Source organism: Segatella copri (assembly GCF_949820605.1).
Classification (GTDB): domain Bacteria; phylum Bacteroidota; class Bacteroidia; order Bacteroidales; family Bacteroidaceae; genus Prevotella.
On the sequence record NZ_CATKVU010000006.1, the window covers coordinates 2,972,058 to 2,993,343 of the forward strand.

The window sequence follows — 21,286 nt, forward strand, 5'->3', positions numbered from 1 at the left end:
CTATGTTGTATGTCGCAAAGCTCCACGCATATGCTGTGCTCCACGTTTGTGAGTGCAAAGATAAGGCACGGCAATCTAAAAACAAGCGTTTTCAATTTCTGTGGCAGTATGTTGCCGGGGTTTGCCGACTTCAACGCCAAAAACAACAAGAAAAACTTGCACGACTGCAACGAATACATGAACAATGATGAGTTGAGAAATACGTTGAAGTTCTCACAACTATCTCGGTATGCAAATAAGCAAGCCACAACTAAATTGCCACGTTACACCCAATCAGTTGCATGGCTGCACTCAGTACACTTACTTTGCACCCGACAATCGGTCAATGGTGCAAACCGTGACCACTATACTAACAAATAAAACAGCATAAGCTATGGCAAGAACAAAAGATGCAGTCTTGACTCCTGAGCAAAAGGAGCTGGTGGAAAAAGAGTATTTGGATTTTGTTAAACCATCTACGTATGGCAACAAAGCCAATCCAAGTAGTTGTAATTCTCTCTATGATGATGTAGAGAACCCAGAGTTGAGAGCAATTGTAGAGAAAGTTGCTGCAACAACTCCCTATAGAGAGGAAACATCAACGAACGAGGCTCAATCGCCACCGAATCCGCAGAAGCGCATCAGTGGCAAGCAGCGCAAGGCGACATTAGAGGAGTATCAGCAGACCTTCCTCCAAGTTCCAAGGATTGACGACCGCAAGCCAGTCTTCGTCAATTCCGATGTACGAGACCGTCTTGATCGTGTCGTCCGCATCCTCGGAGGGAGACGCATGAGCGTATCGGGCATCATCGAGAACATCGTGCGCCACCACCTAAGCCTTTATGAAGAGGACTTCGAGGCTTGGCGCAAATTGTGAGAATTAAGGTCTGCGACCTTGGACGTGGATAGCTGAAAGGCTGTAGTTCCAACTAACGTGTTCTGAGAGGGAGCGAGGTTATGTTTTGGGAACCCCAAAACGCCTCGCTCCACCATGAGGGCGGAGGAATTTTGCTCCCGACGGTCGCAGAAAGTGAGTGTACCAACTGTAAACAGTATATCGAATGACAAGCATACAGAAACAGAACAGGAAAAAGGGTGGAAGATCGCCCACAGGCAGGATTCACAAGCTGTCGAAGTCTGTCACGGTGAAGTTCTCGAAGCCAAGCTACGAGGCTTTGAGACTGAGGGCGAGAAAAGCCAACCGCAAGTTGGCGGAGTACATCCGTGAGTCCGCCTTGAACGGCGAGGTGGTCAGCGGACACAATGCAGAGACGGTAGCCATCGCCAAGAATCTCATCGGCATGGCGAACAACCTCAACCAACTTACCAAGCTGTCGCATCAGAGAGGTTTCCATGAAACCCATGTATATGTGGTGGACTTGTTGAGAAGATTGAAAGAAATCCTTGGCGAGTATCGCCAAGCAAGTTATAAACCGAAGCCAAGCAGTATGGGCAGACAGGAGGATACCACATGATAGGCAAGCTAAAGAAGGGCAGCTCATTTGGTGGTTGCATCCGCTATGTTACAGGCAAGGACGAGGCGAAAATCCTTGCCTCGGATGGTGTGTTACTCGGCACAAATGCCGAGATAACGCAAAGTTTCGAGCTACAGAGGCAGCTAAATCCAAGGATTAAGAAGCCTGTGGGACACATTGCATTGAGCTTCAAACCAGAGGACAAACCACGTTTGACGGATGAGTTCATGGCTAAAATAGCCATTGAATACATGCAGATGATGGGCATCACCGATACCCAATTCATCATCGTAAGGCATCACAACACGGACAATCCACATTGTCATATCGTGTATAACCGCATCAACAATGAGAGCAAACTCTTATCAGACAGGAATGATTACAGGCGTAATGAGCAGGTGACCAAGGCTCTAAAATCCAGGTATGGATTGACTTATGGAACTGACAAGAGCAAGACTAACACTCGCAAATTGCGATCGGCTTGTTCGCTCCGTCTAATGCCCAAACTTATGAGCCATTCCCAGAGGATGAATCCGCCAAGAAGAAAAAGAGGAAACGCAGAAAGGGCTTCAGCCTTTGATGCAAGTTACAAACTTAAAAATAGAATCGAACATGAAAGAAGAACTATTGGAAGCCATCTACGGCACAGTTGAGAGATTGGAGCAGAAAGTCGATGAACTTTCTCCTCCACAAAGAACGCAGGAGCAGAAACCGTTCCTGCAAGTAATGACATAACCAAGTTGGATAAGTCAATCAATGCGATGTTTACCAAGGAAGAGGAAGTCAGAGGTAAAATATCCAAATTAAGAGATGCCATTGTTGTTTTTGCTGACCTTATTAAGGTTGAACTTGGCAAAAATGAGCAGCGAAGCAAGTTCTTGGTTGATGCAGTCAAGCAGATGAGACAAGGGAATGATGTTTTCTCAAAGACATTGCAAGATAAACTTGAAGTAATGAACAAATCACCTCAAAAGAAGGTTGTAACCCATCGCTTCGAGCCAACCTCAAAGAATGTTCTTCTTTTCACAGGTGGCTTGGCTCTAACCACTATAATGTATATCCCAATGTCAGATGATAGCTGTGGTTTTTGAATTTAAACTGAGGTGACTTGTCAAGAAAACCACGAGAATAGCCTAATGTTACAGCATAACGATTGGCATAAACAAACTTTCCTTCAATTAAGCCTCCAACATCCCATCGCTTATAACTATCAAGGCGATTGGTATTATGTTGATAGTTGTTGAAGCTGTTCCATTTGAAGCTATTACCAGACTTTCCATCTGTATTCTCGGTTACATTCTCCTTGATAGATACCATGGAAAATCTTCCATACGCACCAACAGAAGGAATGAAATGCAACTTCTCACCCAGAGTGAAGTCATATCCAAACTTAACAGGGATTTGTACAGATACTTCTCTAGAATTAACAGATGGGAATGCAGTTGTTAGATTTCCATTAGAAAGATAGTCTGACATAGCAGCATAACCACCAGCAGTCAACAGAAAATCTATTCCTGAAGCGTAAACAAACTTTTTGCTTGTTTCATAGGATACTCCAACACCTATGTCTGCACCCAATTTCATTTTTCGGTCTTGCGCTGCATAAGATTTGCCGCCAGCAAATCCTGACAGATTTGCACCTGTATGCACATCAACTTTGACCTTTTGCTATGCCATACCGCAAAGTGGGGCAATGCTTGCCATAACAAGCATTGCTAAAGTTACATTTTTCATTTACCTTTGTCTTTTGATTTAACTTAAAAAAATGATGAAAATAAAGATGTGCCAAGTTTGGAAATCCTTGACACACCTTTGTCTTAGATAACTTAATATAATTTGAAATTTATGTTAAGTTTTATGGCCTGGTTTGGTGCAGAACTATTAATGAATGTACCATAAAGTCTGCCATTAATGCCAGACCAAACTGTCCCCGAATAATCCCATGTCACACCATTATGCTTTTCGGTTTTACGGTCAGATGTAACCGTAAAATAATTCCATTCTGCAGAAATCTGAGAATGCTCAGTTGGAGTATAAGTTGTAGATTTCCCAGTTCTTATATCCTTTGCAGTAATATAGCATTTGTCTTTTGTCTGAACTGATGCAGGGTCATTGTTTGGAGATGCTATCATGCTATTAGTCCTTGAAATGTTATCAAGATGAAGGAAAAGTGTAACAATAGAGTCTGATGTATCTATAAGTTTTACATTCCAATCAAACATAGAAACCTTCTCTTCATTTTCTCTGACTATAAAGCTATAATCGGATTTGGTCGAAGAAACTAACGCATTAACATCATTCATTGATATTTCTGCATCATTCAACTTACCCTTAACATAACTCTGATGATATATGACTTCTTCTGGCTCGTCGTCTTTTGAGCAAGATGCCAATACTATTAGCATAAAGAATACCCATACAAGCATCTTGTAGTTTTTACTCTTCAACGCTTTCTTTACTACAATTAAATTCATTTAAATACAATTTTTAATAAAACATTAAATTTTTCGAGTTCAAAATTATAGTGTTTTCTTTGTTTACACAAGCCCAATCGTCATGAGTCGGAGAAATTGAGGTATGAATCCCTATAAATCACAAATGAACCTTATCCTGCTACCACATGGATGCTTCATAAGCGAAAAAAGCGGATTCATGGGCGAATTTTCGTCATTCATGGCTCTCATTGTTGTCTATCTCGCAAAAAAGCACTAAATTTGCACACAAAAATGAGCAATATGAGCAAATATAATAACTTTATAAAGAATTGGGCTGTCATATCTATCGCCACGTGCATCTTTTCCTACTTACTATGGGCATTAATGGATTTTAACACGTTCGTGGACACAGGTATCACCATCGAAGACTTGTGCTTTGACATTGCGTATTGTTCTGTCTACACCATGTTCTCCTTATTGATTTCAAATATTTTGGGGAACATCTTTGTAAAAGACAGGATAAGCTATCCTCGCTTTGCCATTCATATACTTCTCATGCTGACAGCAAACTTCGCTTGGGCTGTCACTTTTGAAAACATATTCGATAGTCTTTGGCATGCAGGGAACGAGGTTTATTGGGACAGGATATATGTCTTTGGACTAATCGCTACATTGCTGACGATGGTGAATACCGGCCTATATTATTGTTCCATCCTCATCAAGAAAGAGAAGGAAAATGTAGTACTCACCAATAATCTCTTGCGACAACAAACAAATCCACATTTCATATTCAACAGCATCAACACGCTGGCAGATTTGATAGAGGAAAATCCTGTACAGGCAGAAAGTTTTACACTGAAATTCTCAGAAATCTATAGATATGTAGTCACACATTTGGACGATGACACAATACCTATACATGAAGAGATTCATTTCGTGAAGAACTATTGTGAACTCCAAGAGATAAGTTCACCCCATACTATGCATATCGAAATCGCCGAAGAATTAGAAAGGTGCAAGGACAAGACCTTGCCATTGAGCATACAAATGATGGTAGAGAATGCGATTAAGCATAATTGCCATACCAAGGAAGCACCACTTTCTATCTCTATATATCGTCAAGACGAGTATGTCATAGTAAGGAACGTGTTGAATCCAATAAAGAGTTCTTTACCTACAACCCAAAAGGGATTGGCAAACTTGCGCCAGCGTTATAAACAAATCGGAAAGGAGCTAATCGTCAGCAACGATGATAAATATTTTGTAGTAAAACTTCCAATCTTATAAACAATGAAAGTTATAATCATAGAAGATGAAGAACGTGGCTTTTCAAGACTGAAACGCCTCTTGCAAAACATAGACAATTCCATGGAGCTGCAAGGTCCGCTGACCACGGTAAAAGCAGTTGTAGACTATCTGCATAATCCACATGATGAGGATGTAATTTTTGCCGACATTAGGTTGGGCGATGGCGATGTCTTCGAGGCTTTCATGGAAATAGCCCCAACTGCCCCCGTCATATTCACCACAGCCTACAATGAGTATGCTTTGGAGGCTTTCAAAAGCAACGGCATAGCTTATCTTCAAAAACCGATATTGCCAGAAGAACTAGAAAAAGCTCTTTCAAAAGCAAAAGCCATGAGCAATGAGCGCATAGACTATTCTGCTCTCATAGAGAAAATGGGGATGACAACAGGCAGAAAATGGAGAGACCATTTTCTTGTGCATATCTTTGATGGCTTCAAACTTATCAAGACAGCCGACGTAAGCTACTTTTTCTCGGAGAATGGTGTTGTTAGGGCATTCCTAAGTGATGGTAATTCTGTAACCATCAACCAATCCTTGAATGATTTGGAACAGCAACTGAATCCAGACTTGTTCTTCCGTGCCAATCGACAATATACGGTAAATATCGACAGCATCGACAAACTCACCAATTTCTTCAAATACCAAATGACCATTAGCCTTCATGGATTTCCTGAGTTGCAAATTGTGGTCAGCAAAGACAAAATCATGAAATTGAAGAATTGGCTCGACAGATGATGACAAGAAGTGACTTGATGTTTTTTCGCACAACTATATAAAAAAAGAAGTTTCACTGTGGTACATATTGTTGGGAGGCGTACCACGGTGAAAATTGTGGAAACAGACAATATACATTAAATTTGTATTCACTGATGTTTCTTATCTCAAATTACTTGCGAAGCAAGGTTTTACTATAAAAAGTTCTAATTTCCATAAAATTCCTCTTGTAAATTATTGGATATTTAGGAAAATATCGTATCTTTGTCCCCGAATTAAGGCGTTCTTTGCATATTGCAAAATACAGAAACGAGCAGAAGTCCGCTCGTTTCCATATTGTTACCTATATAATATAGGCAAACGACCAACTTCTTGATTTTCAATCAAAGTCCAATTTAGAGCGAGTTAGATTGTTTAACAGGTTTCAGATTGAAAGCGTGCTGAAAATCGCGCTTTATCACACGCTGAAATTTGGTGGTATCGGGGAATTGGCGTATCTTTGCACTGTCGTTCGAAGAAAGGCTGCACTCGACAAAGCGCAACCCTCAAAGTTGACAATTAACAATTTATTAACCTTTTAAAAATTTAAGATTATGGAAGTAAAAGGAACATTGAAATATCGTAAAGTACAGCGCACACCTCAGACTGGTGAAAACGCAGGTAAGAAGAAGTGGTATGCTACTTCGGTAACCGACCGCGAAGTGGATTTCGAGGGATTCGTATCGCATATCTCCGATCACGGCTCGCCATACTCTCGTGGTACCATCCACGGTGTGCTGATGGATGCACTCGACCATCTGCAGGAGCTGATTCTCGACGGCAAGAGCGTGCGTCTCTCTGACCTCGGATTGTTCTCTATCGGTATGAGCTCCAAGGCGGAGGATACCAAGGAGAAGGTGACGGCTGCCAGCGTAGAAGGCGTGCACCTGATTGTGAGAAACACGAAGAGCTGGAGCAATGCCGAGCTGCGCAAGAAGTGCAAGATTCATGAGTACGGCGGCTATATCATCACCGACGAGGAGGGCACCACAGGCGGCGGTGACACAACTCAGGGCGGCGGCTCTGACACCAGCCAGGGCGGCTCAGGTACTACTGGTAGTGGAAACCAAGAAGGCGGCGGAGGCGGCTCTCAGGATAGCGGCGATGGGCTTGAATAAAGCCCTCGCCTGAGGGCCGCCCTGACTGGAAGCCAGCGCATCCCCCCCACCAAGTTAACATTCAACATTAAAAAAGTCAACATTAAACATTAAACATTATGAAAGCAAATACTTGGAAAACGATTTTGCAGATTGCAATCTCCGTCCTTACAGCCATCGCTACTACGCTCGGAGTTACCAGCTGTACTCTTTAAAGGTAAAAAAGTAAAAAGGTAAAAAAGCCTAGCGGGATGTTAAGCCAGCGAGGCAGCTCTTTTTAAAAGTAAAAAGACATAGCTTATTAAAGCCCCCGGTGCCTGGTGCACCGGGGGCTTTTATTTTGCCACCAGGCATCACATTTGCTGCAGCATTCTTTGCGTAATAATCCCTCAATGAGGGAGGAATTCTTTCGAAAAGTTCCCTCATTGAGGGATGAATTTAATCATTTTTATCCCTCATTAAGGGATTTTTGCACATTGTTATTACCAAATGAGTTCGTGCCAAACTTGGCAAAAAACGCAAGTTTGGCACGAACTCAACTTATAGTTTCAGGAGTTTGGCAAACTCCCAGACTACGATGCCGGCTGTTACGCTGACATTCAGAGAATGCTTGGTACCGAACTGAGGAATCTCCAGACAGCCATTGCTCATATCCACGATGTTCTGCTTGACTCCCTTCACCTCGTTACCAAAAATCACGGCGTAGCCTTTGGAGAGGGAGGAGTGAGCCTCAGGCAGGTTCTGGAGCTTGGTGGAGCCTTCTACCTGCTCGATGCTATATACAAAGTAGCCTTTCTGCTTCAACTTCTCTACCGCCTCTTCGGTAGTCTTGAAGTATTCCCAATCCACGCTGTCTTCGCCACCCAATGCCGTCTTATGAATCTCGACATTGGGAGGGGTGGCGGTGATTCCGCAGAGATACACCGCCTCTACACGGAAGGCATCGCAGGAACGGAAAACACTTCCTACATTATATAATGAACGCACATCATCCAGGACCACTATCAGGGGCAGCTTCTCGGCTTCCTTGAATTCCTCTAGGGTGAGGCGGTTCATCTCTATCGTTCTTAATTTACGCATTATAATATACCTTATTATATATAATCAGAGGCGGTTAAGCCTCTGCCTCCTTGGTCTTGTAGGCAAGGGCATACATGCGAATCTGCTTGATCATCGCCAGAAGACCATTGCTGCGGGTTGGACTCAAATGGTCTTTCAGACCAATTTTCTCTACGAAATAGAGGTCGGCATCCATAATCTCGGTTGGGGTATGACCGCTCAACACACGGATGAGGAGGGCGATGATACCCTTTACGATGAGCGCATCGCTATCGGCAGTGAATACGAGCTTGCCATCTACATAATCGCATTGCAACCATACGCGGCTCTGACAGCCGTCGATAAGGTTCTGCTCGTTCTTGTATTTCTCATCGAGAGGAGCCAACTCGTTGCCCAAGTCAATGAGCATCTGATACTTGTCCATCCAGTCGGTGAAATCCTGGAACTCCTCTACTACTTCATCCTGCAATTCATTAATTGTTGCCATTATTTTATTTCTTTAATTTCGTTTACTGTTATCAACTTATAGAGCTTGTCGTTAGGGCGTACCTTATCTGGTACAGGGATGGAAACTCTCCAGCCCTGCTGCGCTGTTTCTACCGGTTTCAGGTCGTAGCGGATTTCATCGGCATTGAGATACATTACGCCGGTGGTGTTACCCGTAATCAACAGTTTCTCGCCCTTGTCGAAGGTAGATGCCTCTACGGCTACTTCTGCCACACCCAACTTAGAGAAATATTTCATCACCTTGCCCACTAGCACCTTCTTCTCGGTAGCTACGGAACCGTAATGCTTGTTCCATTCACCGAGAGTCTGCCCCTGGTAATAACCATCCCAGAAACCACGGTTGAAGACGGTGGCGAGTTTCTCATCCCACTCATCCTTCTTCTCCTCGGTAAAGGTTCCGTCGAGCACGGCAGCTATCGCCTCCTTATAACATTTCACTACAGTATATACGTATTCAGGACCACGGGCACGGCCTTCAATCTTGAAGACGCGCACACCGGCATCCATCATGCGGTCGATGAAGCGGATGGTCTTCAGGTCCTTCGGACTCATCACATACTTGTTATCGATTTCAAGCTGGTTGCCAGTTTCGTTATCTGTAACAGTATAGCTGCGGCGGCAGATCTGCACACACTCGCCACGGTTGGCAGAGCGGTTGGCATTAGCAAGGCTCATGTAGCACTTGCCCGATACAGCCATGCACAGAGCACCATGACAGAACATTTCGATACGAATCTGCTTGCCCATAGGTCCGCAGATGTTCTGCTGCTCTATCTGCTCATGGATGTGCTTCACCTGGTCCATGTTCAATTCACGTGCCAGTACGGAAACATCAGCAAAGCGTGCATAAAACTTCAAAGCCTCTGTGTTTGAGATATTTAACTGTGTGGATAAGTGAACCTCCTCGCCCACTTCATTGCAATAGCTCATTACAGCCACATCGCTGGCGATGACAGCAGAGATGCCTGCCTCCTTGGCAGCATCGATGATTTCCTTCATCGTTGGGATGTCGTTGTCGTAGATGACAGTATTGACGGTGAGATAGGTCTTGATGCCATGCTCGTTGCAGGTAGCAGCTATCTCACGCAAATCATCGATAGTAAAATGGTTGGCTGAATGGGAACGCATGTTCAACTTGCCGATACCAAAGTATACGGAGTCGGCACCAGCCTGTATGGCAGCAGCCAGTGACTCGCGTGAGCCCACTGGTGCCATCACTTCAAATTCGTTTATCTTTGTATTCATGAATGCAATTATCTTTTTTCGGGTACAAAGTTACACCAAAATGAAGACAAAACACAGAAAAATGGAGAAAAAATGACAGAAATTCGATTATATTGACAAATCAATCACGATTATTTGTCTATATTTGCCTATAAATAAGAATATATCCCTAGGATATACTTCTTTTTATATGAATCCTATCCAGTCTTACGGCTGGTATTATTAATCTAAGTGAAAGCAGATGAAGAATGTTTTTACCTCAGGAATGATTCTGTTCCTGGCAATGACCACAATGGTTAGTTGCACACAAGAAAACGTGATGCTTGAAACAACACCACAAGTCAAGAACCAAGAAGTAAGATTCTGCTTCTTCGAAAGCTCCATTGTGCCTATCGGTCAGGATGAAGAGAGCAATCTTGCCAGAACAAGAGCCAACGGGAGCGAGAAATCGCTCAAGGATGCAAAACTCTACACAGATCTGCAAGTATGTCTCATTCCGAAAGGAGATGAAACTACTGCCGGCTATACCGTAAGACAGGAAAACTGGGATGACAAATTCGGAAACGTCAGCCTGCAGGTGCCGGCAGGAGAATACACGCTCGTTGCCGTAGCAGCAAAAACTGATTTGCAGCAGGAAGAACGAATCGAAGTTAAATCAAGGTATGAAATGACCTTTGCCAACAATATCGTACGCGATATGGCGTATACCCTGCAGAATATCAAGGTGGAAACGGGCAGCAAAGCCGTAACACAGAATGTTTCGCTGAAACGTGCCGTCAGCTGTTTCAGACTGGAAGCTACCGACCCGATGCCTCTTACTACCAATACGCAGGATATCACAATAAGCGGAAGCTGCGGTACGGTATTCAATCCTTCTACCGGATTCTGCAAAGAAAAGGCTACCATCACCCGAAGTTGGACTTTCGATCCCAAAAAATACCAGAAACCATACATCTTCTTCACACTCTACACCCTTCTGACCGGCAATGATGTAACCGACATTCATATAACAACTGCCGGAAAGGACAAGGAAGGAAAAGCAGTAAAGACCGTCAGCTTTGACAACGTACACCTGGTCATCGGAAAGAAGACTACCTATACCGGTCCGCTCTACACCTACCCTGCCAACAATATGTCGTTCACAGTCAACCAGCCGGAGATTCCAGCATCAGGCTATGACAAGAAATTTTAATAACCCATGGCGTTTTAAGAAAGATTAATGCCACAGATTAAAATCTTTTTTGTATTTTTGCGGCATGGAAAGAAAGAACATTATAACCATAGGACTCGCTCTGCTTGTATTCGCCGGTTGCGGATACAGACAGCAGCGAGCCGGTATCTCAGAGACAGGTGGAGGCGAGGATTATCTTCCGGAGCATATCCACCTGATCAGTACTACGCCCGTCAAGGACCAGGGCAACAGCGAACTCTGCTGGGCATACGGCATGCTTGCCACCATCGAAAGCGAGCACATCATGAAGGGGGATTCCGTGAATCTCTCCATCGCCTACATAGCCCGCATGATGCTGGAAGAACAGGCACTGGAATATTACTTTGCACAGGGAAAGAAGAACATCAGCCTGCGCGGTACTGCCCCGATGCTGATACATTATATAGATAAGTATGGTGCACAACCTTACGACAGCTATGAAGATCCGAAGCACGTGAACTACAAGGTGCTCTGCCGCAAGGTGCAGAAACTGTGCGATGGCGCCATCTCGCAGAAAGCGGGCATCAGCCAGCTCAAGGAGGAACTGAACGACCTGTTTGACGCAGAAATAGGCTACATGCCTGCCAAGGCCGTACACATGCTGGGTGCCGAATATACCCCTCAAGAGTTTGCCCACAGCGTATGCTATCCCGAGGAGTATGTATCGCTCACCAGTTTCTCGCATCATCCTTACAGAGAATACTTTGCGCTCGAGATTCCCGATAACCGGATGCACGATGCCTATCTGAACCTTCCACTCGACGAGCTGATGCTCCACATCAGGAAGGCGGTAAAAAAAGGACACCCGGTATGCTGGGAAGGTGACATCAGCGAACCTGGCTTCAAGGAACCAAGGAAGAACTGTGTAGACATACAGCCGATGGAACGCCCCGTGACCCAGGCATCGCGACAGAAGGAGTTTGAACAGCTTCGCACCACCGATGATCATGTGATGGAAATCATAGGTACCTTCATGAAAGACAAGCAGAGATTCTACGTCTGCCGCAATTCATGGGGCAAGAACTGGGGCAACAAGGGACTCATCTACCTATCGGAAGACTATCTGCGCCTCAAGACCATCGCCGTATCCATGAGCGAAGAGGCATATCTGTACGACCGGTCAGTGCGATTAGTCGTACCTTACTCATCTCCCAAAGACAGCATAAACCTCCTCTCTATATATAATAAGGTATAAGCTTAACTATAATCAGGAATAAGCTCCCAAACAGGCTTCAGACATAAGAAATGTGTTAAAATGGATGACATACATCAAATAGCTGTTAAATAGCACGTGTGTGCGCACACACATAGTTGATTTATATCAAAAAAGAGGCTTTTTTATGTGATTTTCTCTTAAAACATTTGGTGGGTTCGGAAAATCGTCGTACCTTTGCATCGTCAATAAGACAAAAAGGTTATTAGGTTTTTAGGTTAAGATTGTTAGTTGTTTTAGGTTATTAGTTAGTTTAAAGGTAAATTTAAGATTGTTTATTCAGAGAAACGGTATTAGTTAAGGTAAAGAAAAGATTGTTTATTCAAGGACGACAAAAAGTTTAGGTTATTAGGTTTTTAGGTTTAAGATTGTTAGTTGTTTTTTTATTAGGTTTTAGTTTAAAGGTAAATTTAAAGATTGTTTATTCAAGGACAACAGGATAATTCAACAGGTGAGTTGAAGGTAAAAAGATCAAATGTATGGGATAACCAAAGATGACGCCTGAGCAGAATTGCTGCTTCGGGCTCCGTAATGGAAAGGGTAACAAAAAGCCCTTGAGTTATGAGAAATTTGGGAATATCGTATTAGAAGAGCGCAATTTCGAAATCATTCGAAGTTGCGCTCTTTATTTTATCCCCTAGGTAAAGGAGCTAGGACATATGTATTACTACATAAAAACTTTGTCAAAGACTATAGCCATAACCCTTAAAGTTCTTAACTCATTTACTCCTAGACTGGAGAAAGTTCAGTTTGAGAAAAAATAACCGCCAAATTATTTTGTTTTACCAACGAAAAGTCGTAATTTTGCAGAAGATATATAAAGATAGGAAATTATGGCAAGACATCCTCTTTGGAACGAAGAATACTGGCTCCTGCTGTTGCAGCTGTACCAGAAGAAGCCCATGGGCGTGAAACCTCTCTATTCGAAAGGGATGGTCGACTTGAGTCTGGAACTGCATATTCCACCTGAGTTTCTGCACGAACAGATGTTCAAACTCAGAATGGTGACTCCGAGAATCAAGCGACTATGGGAGAAGTATGCCGATAAGCCACAGAAACTGAAGCGCGATATACAGCGCATCAGGCAGATGAACGGCTGCGGAAACGCCATACAGTTCTTCGAGGGAGTGGAAGTGAAGGAAACATTCGAGAAAAACTGGGAACCACTGGAAAGTGAACCATCGCTCACCCCCGTGAAACTCATCATCATCCTCAATCTCTACTTCCAGCTCACACCAATCACCATGGTGCCGGAAACACCGGAAATCATCGACCTGGGAAAACTCATCAGGACATCGCCGAAGGTCATTGCCGAGGCGATGGGCGTATTCATGTACTGCGACCCCTATCTCAACCGCGAAGATGTGCTGATACACCCGCTGCTAGAAGCATGCAGCGACATCTGGCACCAATACGGAAACGGAAATCCAGACAAGCTTTACCAGCTTGCCAACGAACTAAAAGAATACTTTAAGTAATTATGGCTCAAAAACTCATACAGACACAGGCACAGAAGTTACAGCAACTTCAAAGACTTTCAGCCCAGCAAATGCTGCAGGTGAAACTGTTGGAAATGCCGCTCACGGAACTGGAAGACAGTATCAATGCAGAACTGGACGATAATCCCGCTCTGGAAAGCGAGAACCCAGACGATATGCTCAACGAGGATGTCGCCAATGATGATTTGCCCGCAGATGATGAGTACGACAACAGCAACGATGAGGATGCCTACGAGGCTGAATCTGAAAAAGAAGAAAGAAAAGACGAACTGGACCAGGCACTGGAAAGCATCGGAAAAGACGACCAGATGCCTGACTACAATACAGACAGATACAACAATCAGGACAGCGCTGACTACGAAGAAATGGTTTACGGCGACACCACCTCTTTCTATGATAAGCTGAAGGAACAGATGGACATGCAGCCGCTCAGCGACAAGGAGAAGGAAGTAATGGAATATCTCATAGGTTCACTGGATGACGACGGACTGCTCCGCAAGGACCTGGACAGCATCTGCGATGAACTCGCTATCTATCACAACATCGATGTTACGGAAAAAGACATCGAGCACGTGCTCCACATTCTACAGACCTTCGACCCAGCCGGTGTAGGAGGAAGAAGTCTGCAGGAATGCCTCCTGCTGCAGGTTAAGAGACTGCCGAGAGGTGTGCTCCGCAAGACGATGGAAGAGGTGTTTACCGACTATTTTGACGAGTTTACCAAGAAACATTGGGACAAGATCAAGGCAGGACTGGAACTGAACGATACACAGGTAGAAACCCTGCAGGCAGAAATCAGAAAGCTGAACCCGAAACCGGGCGCATCGATGGGCGAAACAGAGGGAAGAAACATGCAGCAGATTACCCCCGACTTCATCATCGACACCAATGACGACGGAACGATTACATTCTCGCTGAACCGTGGCAACATTCCGCAACTGACGGTTTCGCCATCATTCACCGACATGATTGACACCTACAGAAAGCATAAAGACAAGATGAGCCGGAGCGACAAGGAAGCCCTGCTCTACGCCAAAGAAAAGGTGGACAAGGCACAGGGATTCATCGAAGCCATCAAGCAGAGAAGACATACCCTCATCGTCACCATGAAGGCAATTATCGACATACAGCGGCAGTTCTTCCTGGATGGAGACGAGGCTGACCTGAAACCGATGATCCTGAAGGATGTAGCAGACCGCACGGGACTGGACATCAGTACCATCTCGAGAGTGAGCAACGTGAAGTATGCCCAGACTAAATGGGGCACCTTCCCGCTGAAGTTCTTCTTCACAGACAGCTACACCACTGAAGACGGCGAAGAGATGTCTACCCGCAAAATCAAGATTGCCCTGCACGACATCATCGAGAAAGAAGACAAGAAAAAGCCGATCAGCGATGATGCACTCGCCAAACTGCTGAAGGAGAAGGGATTCCCTATCGCACGACGTACGGTGGCAAAATATAGGGAGCAACTGGGCATACCGGTGGCACGACTCAGAAAATAAGATAGTGGTATGAGTCAGGAAGAAACCGGGGCCCACCATAAAATATTTGAGAGATAAAAAGAATATATACGTTATTAGTGTTATGAAAGAGAAGAATATCATATTGACAGCACGCATCATGAGCATGATCTTCACGCCCTTCTATCTGCCGATGGTAGGACTGATTGCTCTGTTCATCTTCAGCTATATGTCGCTGTTACCGATAGGATACAAACTGGTGATGCTGGGCATGGTCTACCTCCTGACCGTCGTAGCTCCATCGCTACTCATCCACCTCTACCGCATGGTTCAAGGCTGGACCTCGCGTGAACTGGGCAAGAAGGAGCGTCGTATTGTGCCTTACATCCTCTCCATCGTATGTTACTTCGGCTGTTTTTTCTGGATGGAATACCGCAATACGCCTCGCGTCATCAGTATCATCGTAGTGGTAGCGCTGGCGATACAGATGATTTGCGCCTTCATCAATGTATGGTGGAAGATCAGCACCCATACGGCAGCCATCGGAGGTGTGGCAGGAGCTCTGGTGTCTTATTCTGTAGCCTTCAATTTCAATCCGCTGTGGTGGCTCTGCCTTGTGCTGATGATGGCAGGCGCAGTAGGAAGTGCCCGCATGATACTCCGACAACATACTCTGTCACAGGTAGTTGCAGGATTTCTGATAGGCACCGCCTGTGCTATATTGGTAATATAAAGTTTATAATAAAATATAAGAAGAAATGAAACCATTAGTAAGCATTATTATGGGCAGTACAAGCGATCTGCCTGTTATGGAAAAAGCATGTAAGTGGTTGAACGACAACCAGATTCCTTTTGAGGCTAATGCCCTCTCTGCTCACCGCACTCCAGATGCAGTAGAGTCATTCGCCAAGGGAGCCAAGGAGCGTGGCGTGAAGGTTATCATCGCCGCTGCCGGTATGGCTGCCGCCCTTCCTGGTGTTATCGCAGCATCTACTCCTCTGCCAGTAATCGGCGTGCCTATCAAGGGTATGCTCGATGGTCTTGATGCCATGCTCAGCATCATCCAGATGCCTCCTGGCATTCCTGTAGCTACTGTTGGTGTGAATGCGGCTCAGAACGCTGCCATCCTCGCTGCTGAAATGATTGCCCTTTCCGACGAGGAAGTGGCTCAGAAGGTAGAGGCTTGGAAGGCGGGTCTCGGTGCCAAGATCGAGAAGGCCAACAAGGACCTGGCTGAGGTGAAATACGACTTCAAGTGTAATTAATCTAATATGTGATATGCCCCATTCTTTTGGGGCATATCTTATCTTATATATTATGGTAGATTTATTCAATTATACCCGCCGTGCCTCTTCTGTGGCACATATCGGGGCCATCGACCTGGGTGGCGATAATCCTATCCGCATCCAGTCGATGACCACCACCAACACCAATAATACTGAGGCTTGCGTGCGACAGGCTGAGGAGATTATCAAGGCTGGTGGCGAGCTGGTGCGCTTCACCACTCAGGGTTCCCGCGAGGCAGAGAACATGAAAAACATCAATGCCGGCATCCGTGCCGACGGCTATCAGACTCCGCTCGTAGCCGATGTTCACTTCAATCCTAACGTTGCCGACGTGGCTGCTCTCTATTGTGAGAAAGTGCGCGTCAATCCTGGCAACTACGTGGATCCTGCCCGCAAGTTCATCAAGCAGGAATATACCGACGAGGAGTATGCTCACGAACTTCAGAAGATTGAGGATCGCTTCGTACCTTTCCTCAACATCTGCAAGGAGCATCATACTGCCATCCGCATCGGCGTGAACCACGGTTCACTCTCCGACCGCATCCGTAACCGCTACGGCGATACGCCAGAGGGCATCGTAGAGAGCTGTCTCGAGTTCCTGCGCATCTGCAAGAAGGAGAATTTCCACGATGTGGTTATCAGCATCAAGTCATCCAATACCGTTGTGATGGTTCGCTCCATGCGCCTCCTGGTAGAAGAAATGGAGAAGGAAGGCATGAACTACCCACTCCACCTCGGCGTAACCGAAGCCGGCGAAGGCGAAGATGGCAGAATCAAGAGTGCCGTAGGTATCGGTGCCCTCCTGGCTGATGGCATCGGCGATACCGTTCGTGTAAGCCTGAGCGAGGAACCGGCTGCAGAGATTCCTGTGGCACGCCATCTGGTAGATTACATCGGCAAGAAGAAGGGGCATCTGATGATTCCTGCCACAGCTTGTCCTTCATTCGACTGGCTGCGCCCTAACCGCCGTGAAACCGTGGCTGTAGGCAATATCGGCGGCAACAACGTTCCGGTAGTTATCAGCAACCGAATCAACGGCGAGAGCACCGCTTGTGAGAACAAGGATGCTACTCCAGACTATATCTACATCGGCGGCAAGATGCCTAAGCAGTTTGTGGCTGGTCAGAGCTACATCGTAGATTACAACGTTTACGAGACGCTGAACAGCAAGCCAGAGACGACTGGTGCCAAACTCTACCCTATCTTCCCTACCATGGCGATGCCACTCATCGCCAGCATCAAGGCAGACGTGAAGTTCCTCACCCTGCAGTTTGGTACTCCAGCCGAGGAATACATCGCCTGTCTGAAGGCTCATCCAGAGGTGGTGGTTATCTGCGTAAGCAATCATCAGAACCGCCTGGGCGACCAGCGTGCATTGGTTCACGAGATGATGAATGCCGGCTTGAAGAACCCTGTGGTTTTCGCCGAGATGTACCAGCACGGCAAGGAGGAGAAGAGCGACTTCCAGTTGGAGGCTGCTGCTGATATGGGAGCCTTGATGATTGATGGTCTGACCGATGGTATCTGGCTGATGAACAATGGAGACATCCCTGCCCAGACAATAGATGAAACCGCTTTCGGAATACTTCAGGCAGCCCGTCTGCGCACCAGCAAGACCGAGTATATCAGTTGTCCGGGATGCGGCAGAACCCTCTACGATCTTCGTGAAACCATCGCCAAGATCAAGGAGGCAACCAAGCATCTCAAGGGTCTGAAGATAGGTATCATGGGCTGTATCGTGAATGGTCCAGGCGAAATGGCGGATGCCGATTACGGCTACGTAGGTGCCGGTCCTAACCGAGTAAGCCTCTACCGCAAGCAGGTTTGCGTAGAAAAGAATATTCCGCAGGAGGTGGCAGTAGAGCATCTACTCGCCCTCATCGACTCGGACAAGCAATAATTATTTAGGCACAGATTACACAGATTACACGACTCTTTATTAGAGATTATGATATGGTTTATTAGCAGTTGCGCCATAAATCCGTGTAATCCGCGTAATCCGTGCCTAATTTATACCCGCCCCTAATCACTCCCCGTTCCTAATCCATAGTGCCTTCAAAAGTTCAGGAATGAATGTTATCTTTAAGTTAATCTCCACCTCTTTATATGGCTCTTTCACAAAAAAAATGTATCTTTGCAACTGTAATCATCAAAAACTGAAAAGATTATGGCAAATACTAAACTGCTCCTGGTAGAGGATGATGAAAACCTCGCCTATATGGAGAAAAGTTGCTTCGAAGATATCATCGGAGGATATGAGGTGAAAACCGCCGTAAACGGCAAGGAAGGACTGAAGGTGTGGCAAGACTTTCAGCCCGATGTTATCGTATCTGATATCGACATGCCCATCATGGACGGAATAGAAATGGTGAAGAAAATACGCGAGGTTGACGGAAAAACCATAATTCTGTTTACCACCGGACTCACCTCGCCGAAAGACCTGAAGGCAGGTTATGCCGCCGGAGCCAACAACTATGTGAAGAAGCCGTTTATTCCGGAAGAGCTTGATGCTCATATACATAGCCTGCTCCAACTGAAAGCTGGAGCCCGCAGCGAAAACGCCAGCAACCAGATAAAACTGGGTAAATACATTCTAGATGCCGACCATGCTACTCTGAAAGATACGCAGGATGGTAAACAGAAAATGCTCACCGCACGAGAGGCAAAGATTCTGGAACTGCTGGCAGTAAACAAAAACGAGGTGGTGCGCCGCGAAGCCGTATTGAGCCGGTTCTGGGGAGTGGAAGACAAAGACTATTTTGCTTCCAGAAGTTTGGATGTATTCATCAAGAAAATCCGCACAGCGCTGGAAGACGAACCGGGCGTAGAACTGAAAACCATCAGAGGTGTGGGATTCAAACTCATCGCAGAATAGACGCATCTCAAGCCTCAGGATATCAGTAAAACGAATCATCTCTATACGGAATGATAGAAAAGAAAACAGATTATTAAAGACAAGCATATATGTTAAAAGCGATACTATACTTCTTTCTCCTGATAGCTGAATTTTTCATCACTATCCTGATAAGCGGTTTCTGCTTTGGCCTGTATTATGCCTATATTGGTAGTGATTACATGCCAGGCAACAGCAAGGGAGATATGACTACAACAGAAGCATTTCCTTTCATCATAGCTTTCACCCTGATAGCTACACTCATCATCTGGTTTACATTTCATAAAGGCAAGTTTTCGAGTTTTACGCTTGGCAAGGTAAAGCCAGAGAGCAAATGGCAACTCATGCTCTACGGCTCTATGCCGATGCTGGGTTTTACCATCGCCTATTATGCCCTGATGAGCTACTTAGGCATTCATTTTATACCTAAAGAAATGAGCCAGTTCGGCTTTTTCCAGTTTCTCCCACTGATGCTGGTAGGCACATTTATCTCAGCCTACGTTTTCTATGGTGCCATTCTGGAAGAACTTCTGAAAAGCGGAAAGAAGAAATGGATCGTTCTGCTTGTATACTTGCTCATGATTATGCCAACTACGCTGACAGCAGGTTCGGGCGAGGGAATGGCACTCTGGATATTTTACGTCCTGGCAGCCCTCCCGTGCACCTTATACGGTTTCTGGCTTTATTGCAAAACCCGAAGTTCCATCGTTATATTTGCGGTTTATCTCATATCCAATATGGTTCCGTTCAACCTGGGCAGCAACTGGGTTACCATCCTAGTATGCATCCTGGGACTGGGCATGATGGGCTATGGATTCTATCTTCTCAAGAAGAATATAGAACCATTGCTGATACAAGAGGATGAGGAAGAAAAAGAATACTAAAACCACCTGATTATGAAGGCAAACAGAACCAAAATGCTCGGTACGATGGCACTGGTAGCCGTACTATGCATGCAACTTTTCTGGATATACAACTCATTCCAGATGAGCGTTCACCAGATGGGCTACGATAATCCCTGGAGTCTGGCAGCCGATGTGAGGGCACATGCCTTTTTCTCGGCACTCTACCAGAGTCGCATCACCCTGCTCACTTCTCTCCTTACCATGGTGGTCATCATCCTGAGCCTCATCGACCAGATTAACTATATCGATGAGCAGGAAAGGGTTCGCCTGCTGCGCGAGGATTTCTCCTATGCAATGGTTCACGACATGAAGTCGCCGCTCACCTCTATCATCATGGGAACCAAATATCTGCACAGCGGCGTACTGGAGAAGAAGCCGGAAATAAAGGAGAAATATTTCTGTATCGTAGAAGACGAGGCACAGCATCTGCTTGCTCTCATCAACCGCCTGCTTACCATCTCAAAACTGGAACATGGTAAACTGAGCATCCAGAAGGCAGAAATAGATCTGGAGGCGATGATAGAGGATGTGGTGGATAAATACAAGGCGAAATCGGCGAAACCGATTCATATCACCACCCTATTCGGAGCCACTTCGGCACTGGCAGATGAGGAATATCTGAAAGAGGCTATCAGTAATATAGTAGATAACGCCACCAAATACTCGAAGGAAGAAATCAACATTCAGATTTCCACCTCCGAGAATGACAGAAATGTATATATCAAGATATACGATGAGGGTATCGGCATAGCCAAAAGTGAGATGAAAACTATCTTCAACCGCTTTGAGCGTGCTGCTGAGCACGAAAGAGACGCCCGGAAGACCCGTGGCGGCTTCGGTATCGGCCTGAACTACGTGCTGCAGGTAATCAATGCCCATGGCGGCAAAGTAAGCGTAAAGAGCGAAAAAGGCAAATGGTCGGAGTTCACCATATCGCTGCCGAAATAATCAGTTTGCACAGCCATATTAATAACAAAGCT

At 45.4% G+C, this 21,286-nt stretch carries 21 protein-coding genes and 2 pseudogenes; 18 read left to right on the forward strand and 5 right to left on the reverse strand.

The window, feature by feature from the left end:
* Positions 1 to 373: 373 nt before the first annotated feature.
* From RCO84_RS13395 to RCO84_RS13410, 4 genes and pseudogenes are all read left to right on the forward strand, one after another.
* Positions 374 to 856, forward strand: coding sequence for a DUF3408 domain-containing protein (locus RCO84_RS13395; RefSeq protein WP_317585377.1), 483 nt, complete (start codon positions 374 to 376; stop codon positions 854 to 856).
* 184 nt (positions 857 to 1,040) lie between these two features.
* A complete protein-coding gene (locus RCO84_RS13400) occupies positions 1,041 to 1,454 on the forward strand; it encodes a plasmid mobilization protein (RefSeq protein WP_144151290.1) in 414 nt (137 codons plus the stop codon).
* A pseudogene (locus tag RCO84_RS13405) lies at positions 1,451 to 1,936 on the forward strand (relaxase/mobilization nuclease domain-containing protein); the annotation flags it as partial. The gene RCO84_RS13400 and the pseudogene RCO84_RS13405, both read left to right, overlap by 4 nt.
* Positions 1,937 to 2,066: 130 nt before the next feature.
* A pseudogene (locus RCO84_RS13410) lies at positions 2,067 to 2,515 on the forward strand (hypothetical protein); the annotation flags it as partial.
* Here RCO84_RS13410 and RCO84_RS13415 read toward each other — a convergent pair.
* Together RCO84_RS13415 and RCO84_RS13420 are read right to left on the reverse strand one after the other, a co-directional pair.
* Positions 2,502 to 3,104, reverse strand: a complete 603-nt coding sequence (locus RCO84_RS13415) for an outer membrane beta-barrel protein (RefSeq protein WP_317585378.1) — start codon at positions 3,102 to 3,104, stop codon at positions 2,502 to 2,504. The pseudogene RCO84_RS13410 and the gene RCO84_RS13415 overlap by 14 nt on opposite strands.
* Positions 3,105 to 3,280: 176 nt before the next feature.
* Positions 3,281 to 3,928 carry a hypothetical protein gene (locus tag RCO84_RS13420; RefSeq protein WP_153084553.1) on the reverse strand — a complete coding sequence of 216 codons (648 nt, stop codon included), beginning with the start codon at positions 3,926 to 3,928 and terminating at the stop codon, positions 3,281 to 3,283.
* 345 nt (positions 3,929 to 4,273) lie between these two features.
* On the opposite strand from RCO84_RS13420, the gene RCO84_RS13425 reads away from it, so the two are divergent.
* The 4 genes from RCO84_RS13425 (at position 4,274) to RCO84_RS13440 (ending at position 7,262) form a co-directional block, all read left to right on the forward strand.
* The gene (locus RCO84_RS13425) at positions 4,274 to 5,176 is read left to right on the forward strand and encodes a sensor histidine kinase (protein ID WP_194256587.1); all 903 of its coding nucleotides are present in this window, start codon (positions 4,274 to 4,276) and stop codon (positions 5,174 to 5,176) included.
* A gap of 3 nt (positions 5,177 to 5,179) precedes the next feature.
* Positions 5,180 to 5,932: a LytR/AlgR family response regulator transcription factor gene (locus RCO84_RS13430; RefSeq protein ID WP_153084551.1), complete on the forward strand. Its 753-nt coding sequence runs from the start codon at positions 5,180 to 5,182 to the stop codon at positions 5,930 to 5,932.
* 572 nt (positions 5,933 to 6,504) lie between these two features.
* Entirely contained in the window at positions 6,505 to 7,068 is a 564-nt protein-coding gene (locus RCO84_RS13435) for an HU family DNA-binding protein (protein WP_317585379.1), read from the forward strand.
* 98 nt (positions 7,069 to 7,166) lie between these two features.
* Positions 7,167 to 7,262, forward strand: coding sequence for a smalltalk protein (locus tag RCO84_RS13440; protein ID WP_153083965.1), 96 nt, complete (start codon positions 7,167 to 7,169; stop codon positions 7,260 to 7,262).
* Positions 7,263 to 7,587: 325 nt separating this feature from the next.
* On the opposite strand, the gene RCO84_RS13445 is transcribed toward RCO84_RS13440, so the two are convergent.
* Genes RCO84_RS13445 through RCO84_RS13455 form a run of 3 tightly spaced genes read right to left on the reverse strand, consistent with a single transcriptional unit; the run spans position 7,588 to position 9,858 of the window.
* Positions 7,588 to 8,127 (reverse strand): RNA methyltransferase, encoded by a 540-nt coding sequence (locus RCO84_RS13445; protein WP_317585380.1) that lies wholly within the window; start codon positions 8,125 to 8,127, stop codon positions 7,588 to 7,590.
* Between the two features lie 34 nt (positions 8,128 to 8,161).
* Positions 8,162 to 8,593, reverse strand: a complete 432-nt coding sequence (locus tag RCO84_RS13450) for a SufE family protein (RefSeq protein WP_006848257.1) — start codon at positions 8,591 to 8,593, stop codon at positions 8,162 to 8,164.
* Positions 8,593 to 9,858 carry a peptidase U32 family protein gene (locus RCO84_RS13455; RefSeq protein ID WP_144152470.1) on the reverse strand — a complete coding sequence of 422 codons (1,266 nt, stop codon included), beginning with the start codon at positions 9,856 to 9,858 and terminating at the stop codon, positions 8,593 to 8,595. Before RCO84_RS13455 ends, RCO84_RS13450 begins: the two co-directional genes overlap by 1 nt.
* A 220-nt stretch (positions 9,859 to 10,078) precedes the next feature.
* On the opposite strand from RCO84_RS13455, the gene RCO84_RS13460 reads away from it, so the two are divergent.
* The 10 genes from RCO84_RS13460 to RCO84_RS13505 all read left to right on the forward strand — a co-directional run bounded on the left by RCO84_RS13460 (position 10,079) and on the right by RCO84_RS13505 (position 21,254).
* Positions 10,079 to 11,029: a FimB/Mfa2 family fimbrial subunit gene (locus RCO84_RS13460; protein ID WP_317585381.1), complete on the forward strand. Its 951-nt coding sequence runs from the start codon at positions 10,079 to 10,081 to the stop codon at positions 11,027 to 11,029.
* 64 nt (positions 11,030 to 11,093) lie between these two features.
* Positions 11,094 to 12,242 (forward strand): C1 family peptidase, encoded by a 1,149-nt coding sequence (locus tag RCO84_RS13465; RefSeq protein WP_317585382.1) that lies wholly within the window; start codon positions 11,094 to 11,096, stop codon positions 12,240 to 12,242.
* Positions 12,243 to 13,093: 851 nt separating this feature from the next.
* Positions 13,094 to 13,738 carry a hypothetical protein gene (locus RCO84_RS13470; RefSeq protein WP_144152474.1) on the forward strand — a complete coding sequence of 215 codons (645 nt, stop codon included), beginning with the start codon at positions 13,094 to 13,096 and terminating at the stop codon, positions 13,736 to 13,738.
* 2 nt (positions 13,739 to 13,740) lie between these two features.
* Complete coding sequence (rpoN, locus tag RCO84_RS13475; RefSeq protein ID WP_144152476.1) at positions 13,741 to 15,264, forward strand: RNA polymerase factor sigma-54; 1,524 nt, start codon at positions 13,741 to 13,743, stop codon at positions 15,262 to 15,264.
* Between the two features lie 82 nt (positions 15,265 to 15,346).
* Complete coding sequence (locus tag RCO84_RS13480; protein WP_006848251.1) at positions 15,347 to 15,955, forward strand: phosphatase PAP2 family protein; 609 nt, start codon at positions 15,347 to 15,349, stop codon at positions 15,953 to 15,955.
* 25 nt (positions 15,956 to 15,980) lie between these two features.
* Positions 15,981 to 16,487, forward strand: a complete 507-nt coding sequence (gene purE / locus RCO84_RS13485) for a 5-(carboxyamino)imidazole ribonucleotide mutase (protein ID WP_317572945.1) — start codon at positions 15,981 to 15,983, stop codon at positions 16,485 to 16,487.
* Positions 16,488 to 16,539: 52 nt separating this feature from the next.
* Positions 16,540 to 18,408, forward strand: a complete 1,869-nt coding sequence (locus RCO84_RS13490; protein ID WP_317585383.1) for a 4-hydroxy-3-methylbut-2-en-1-yl diphosphate synthase — start codon at positions 16,540 to 16,542, stop codon at positions 18,406 to 18,408.
* 267 nt (positions 18,409 to 18,675) lie between these two features.
* A complete protein-coding gene (locus RCO84_RS13495; RefSeq protein ID WP_022120513.1) occupies positions 18,676 to 19,383 on the forward strand; it encodes a response regulator transcription factor in 708 nt (235 codons plus the stop codon).
* 89 nt (positions 19,384 to 19,472) lie between these two features.
* Positions 19,473 to 20,285: a hypothetical protein gene (locus RCO84_RS13500; protein WP_317585384.1), complete on the forward strand. Its 813-nt coding sequence runs from the start codon at positions 19,473 to 19,475 to the stop codon at positions 20,283 to 20,285.
* A gap of 12 nt (positions 20,286 to 20,297) precedes the next feature.
* A complete protein-coding gene (locus RCO84_RS13505; protein ID WP_317585385.1) occupies positions 20,298 to 21,254 on the forward strand; it encodes a sensor histidine kinase in 957 nt (318 codons plus the stop codon).
* Positions 21,255 to 21,286: the final 32 nt, after the last annotated feature.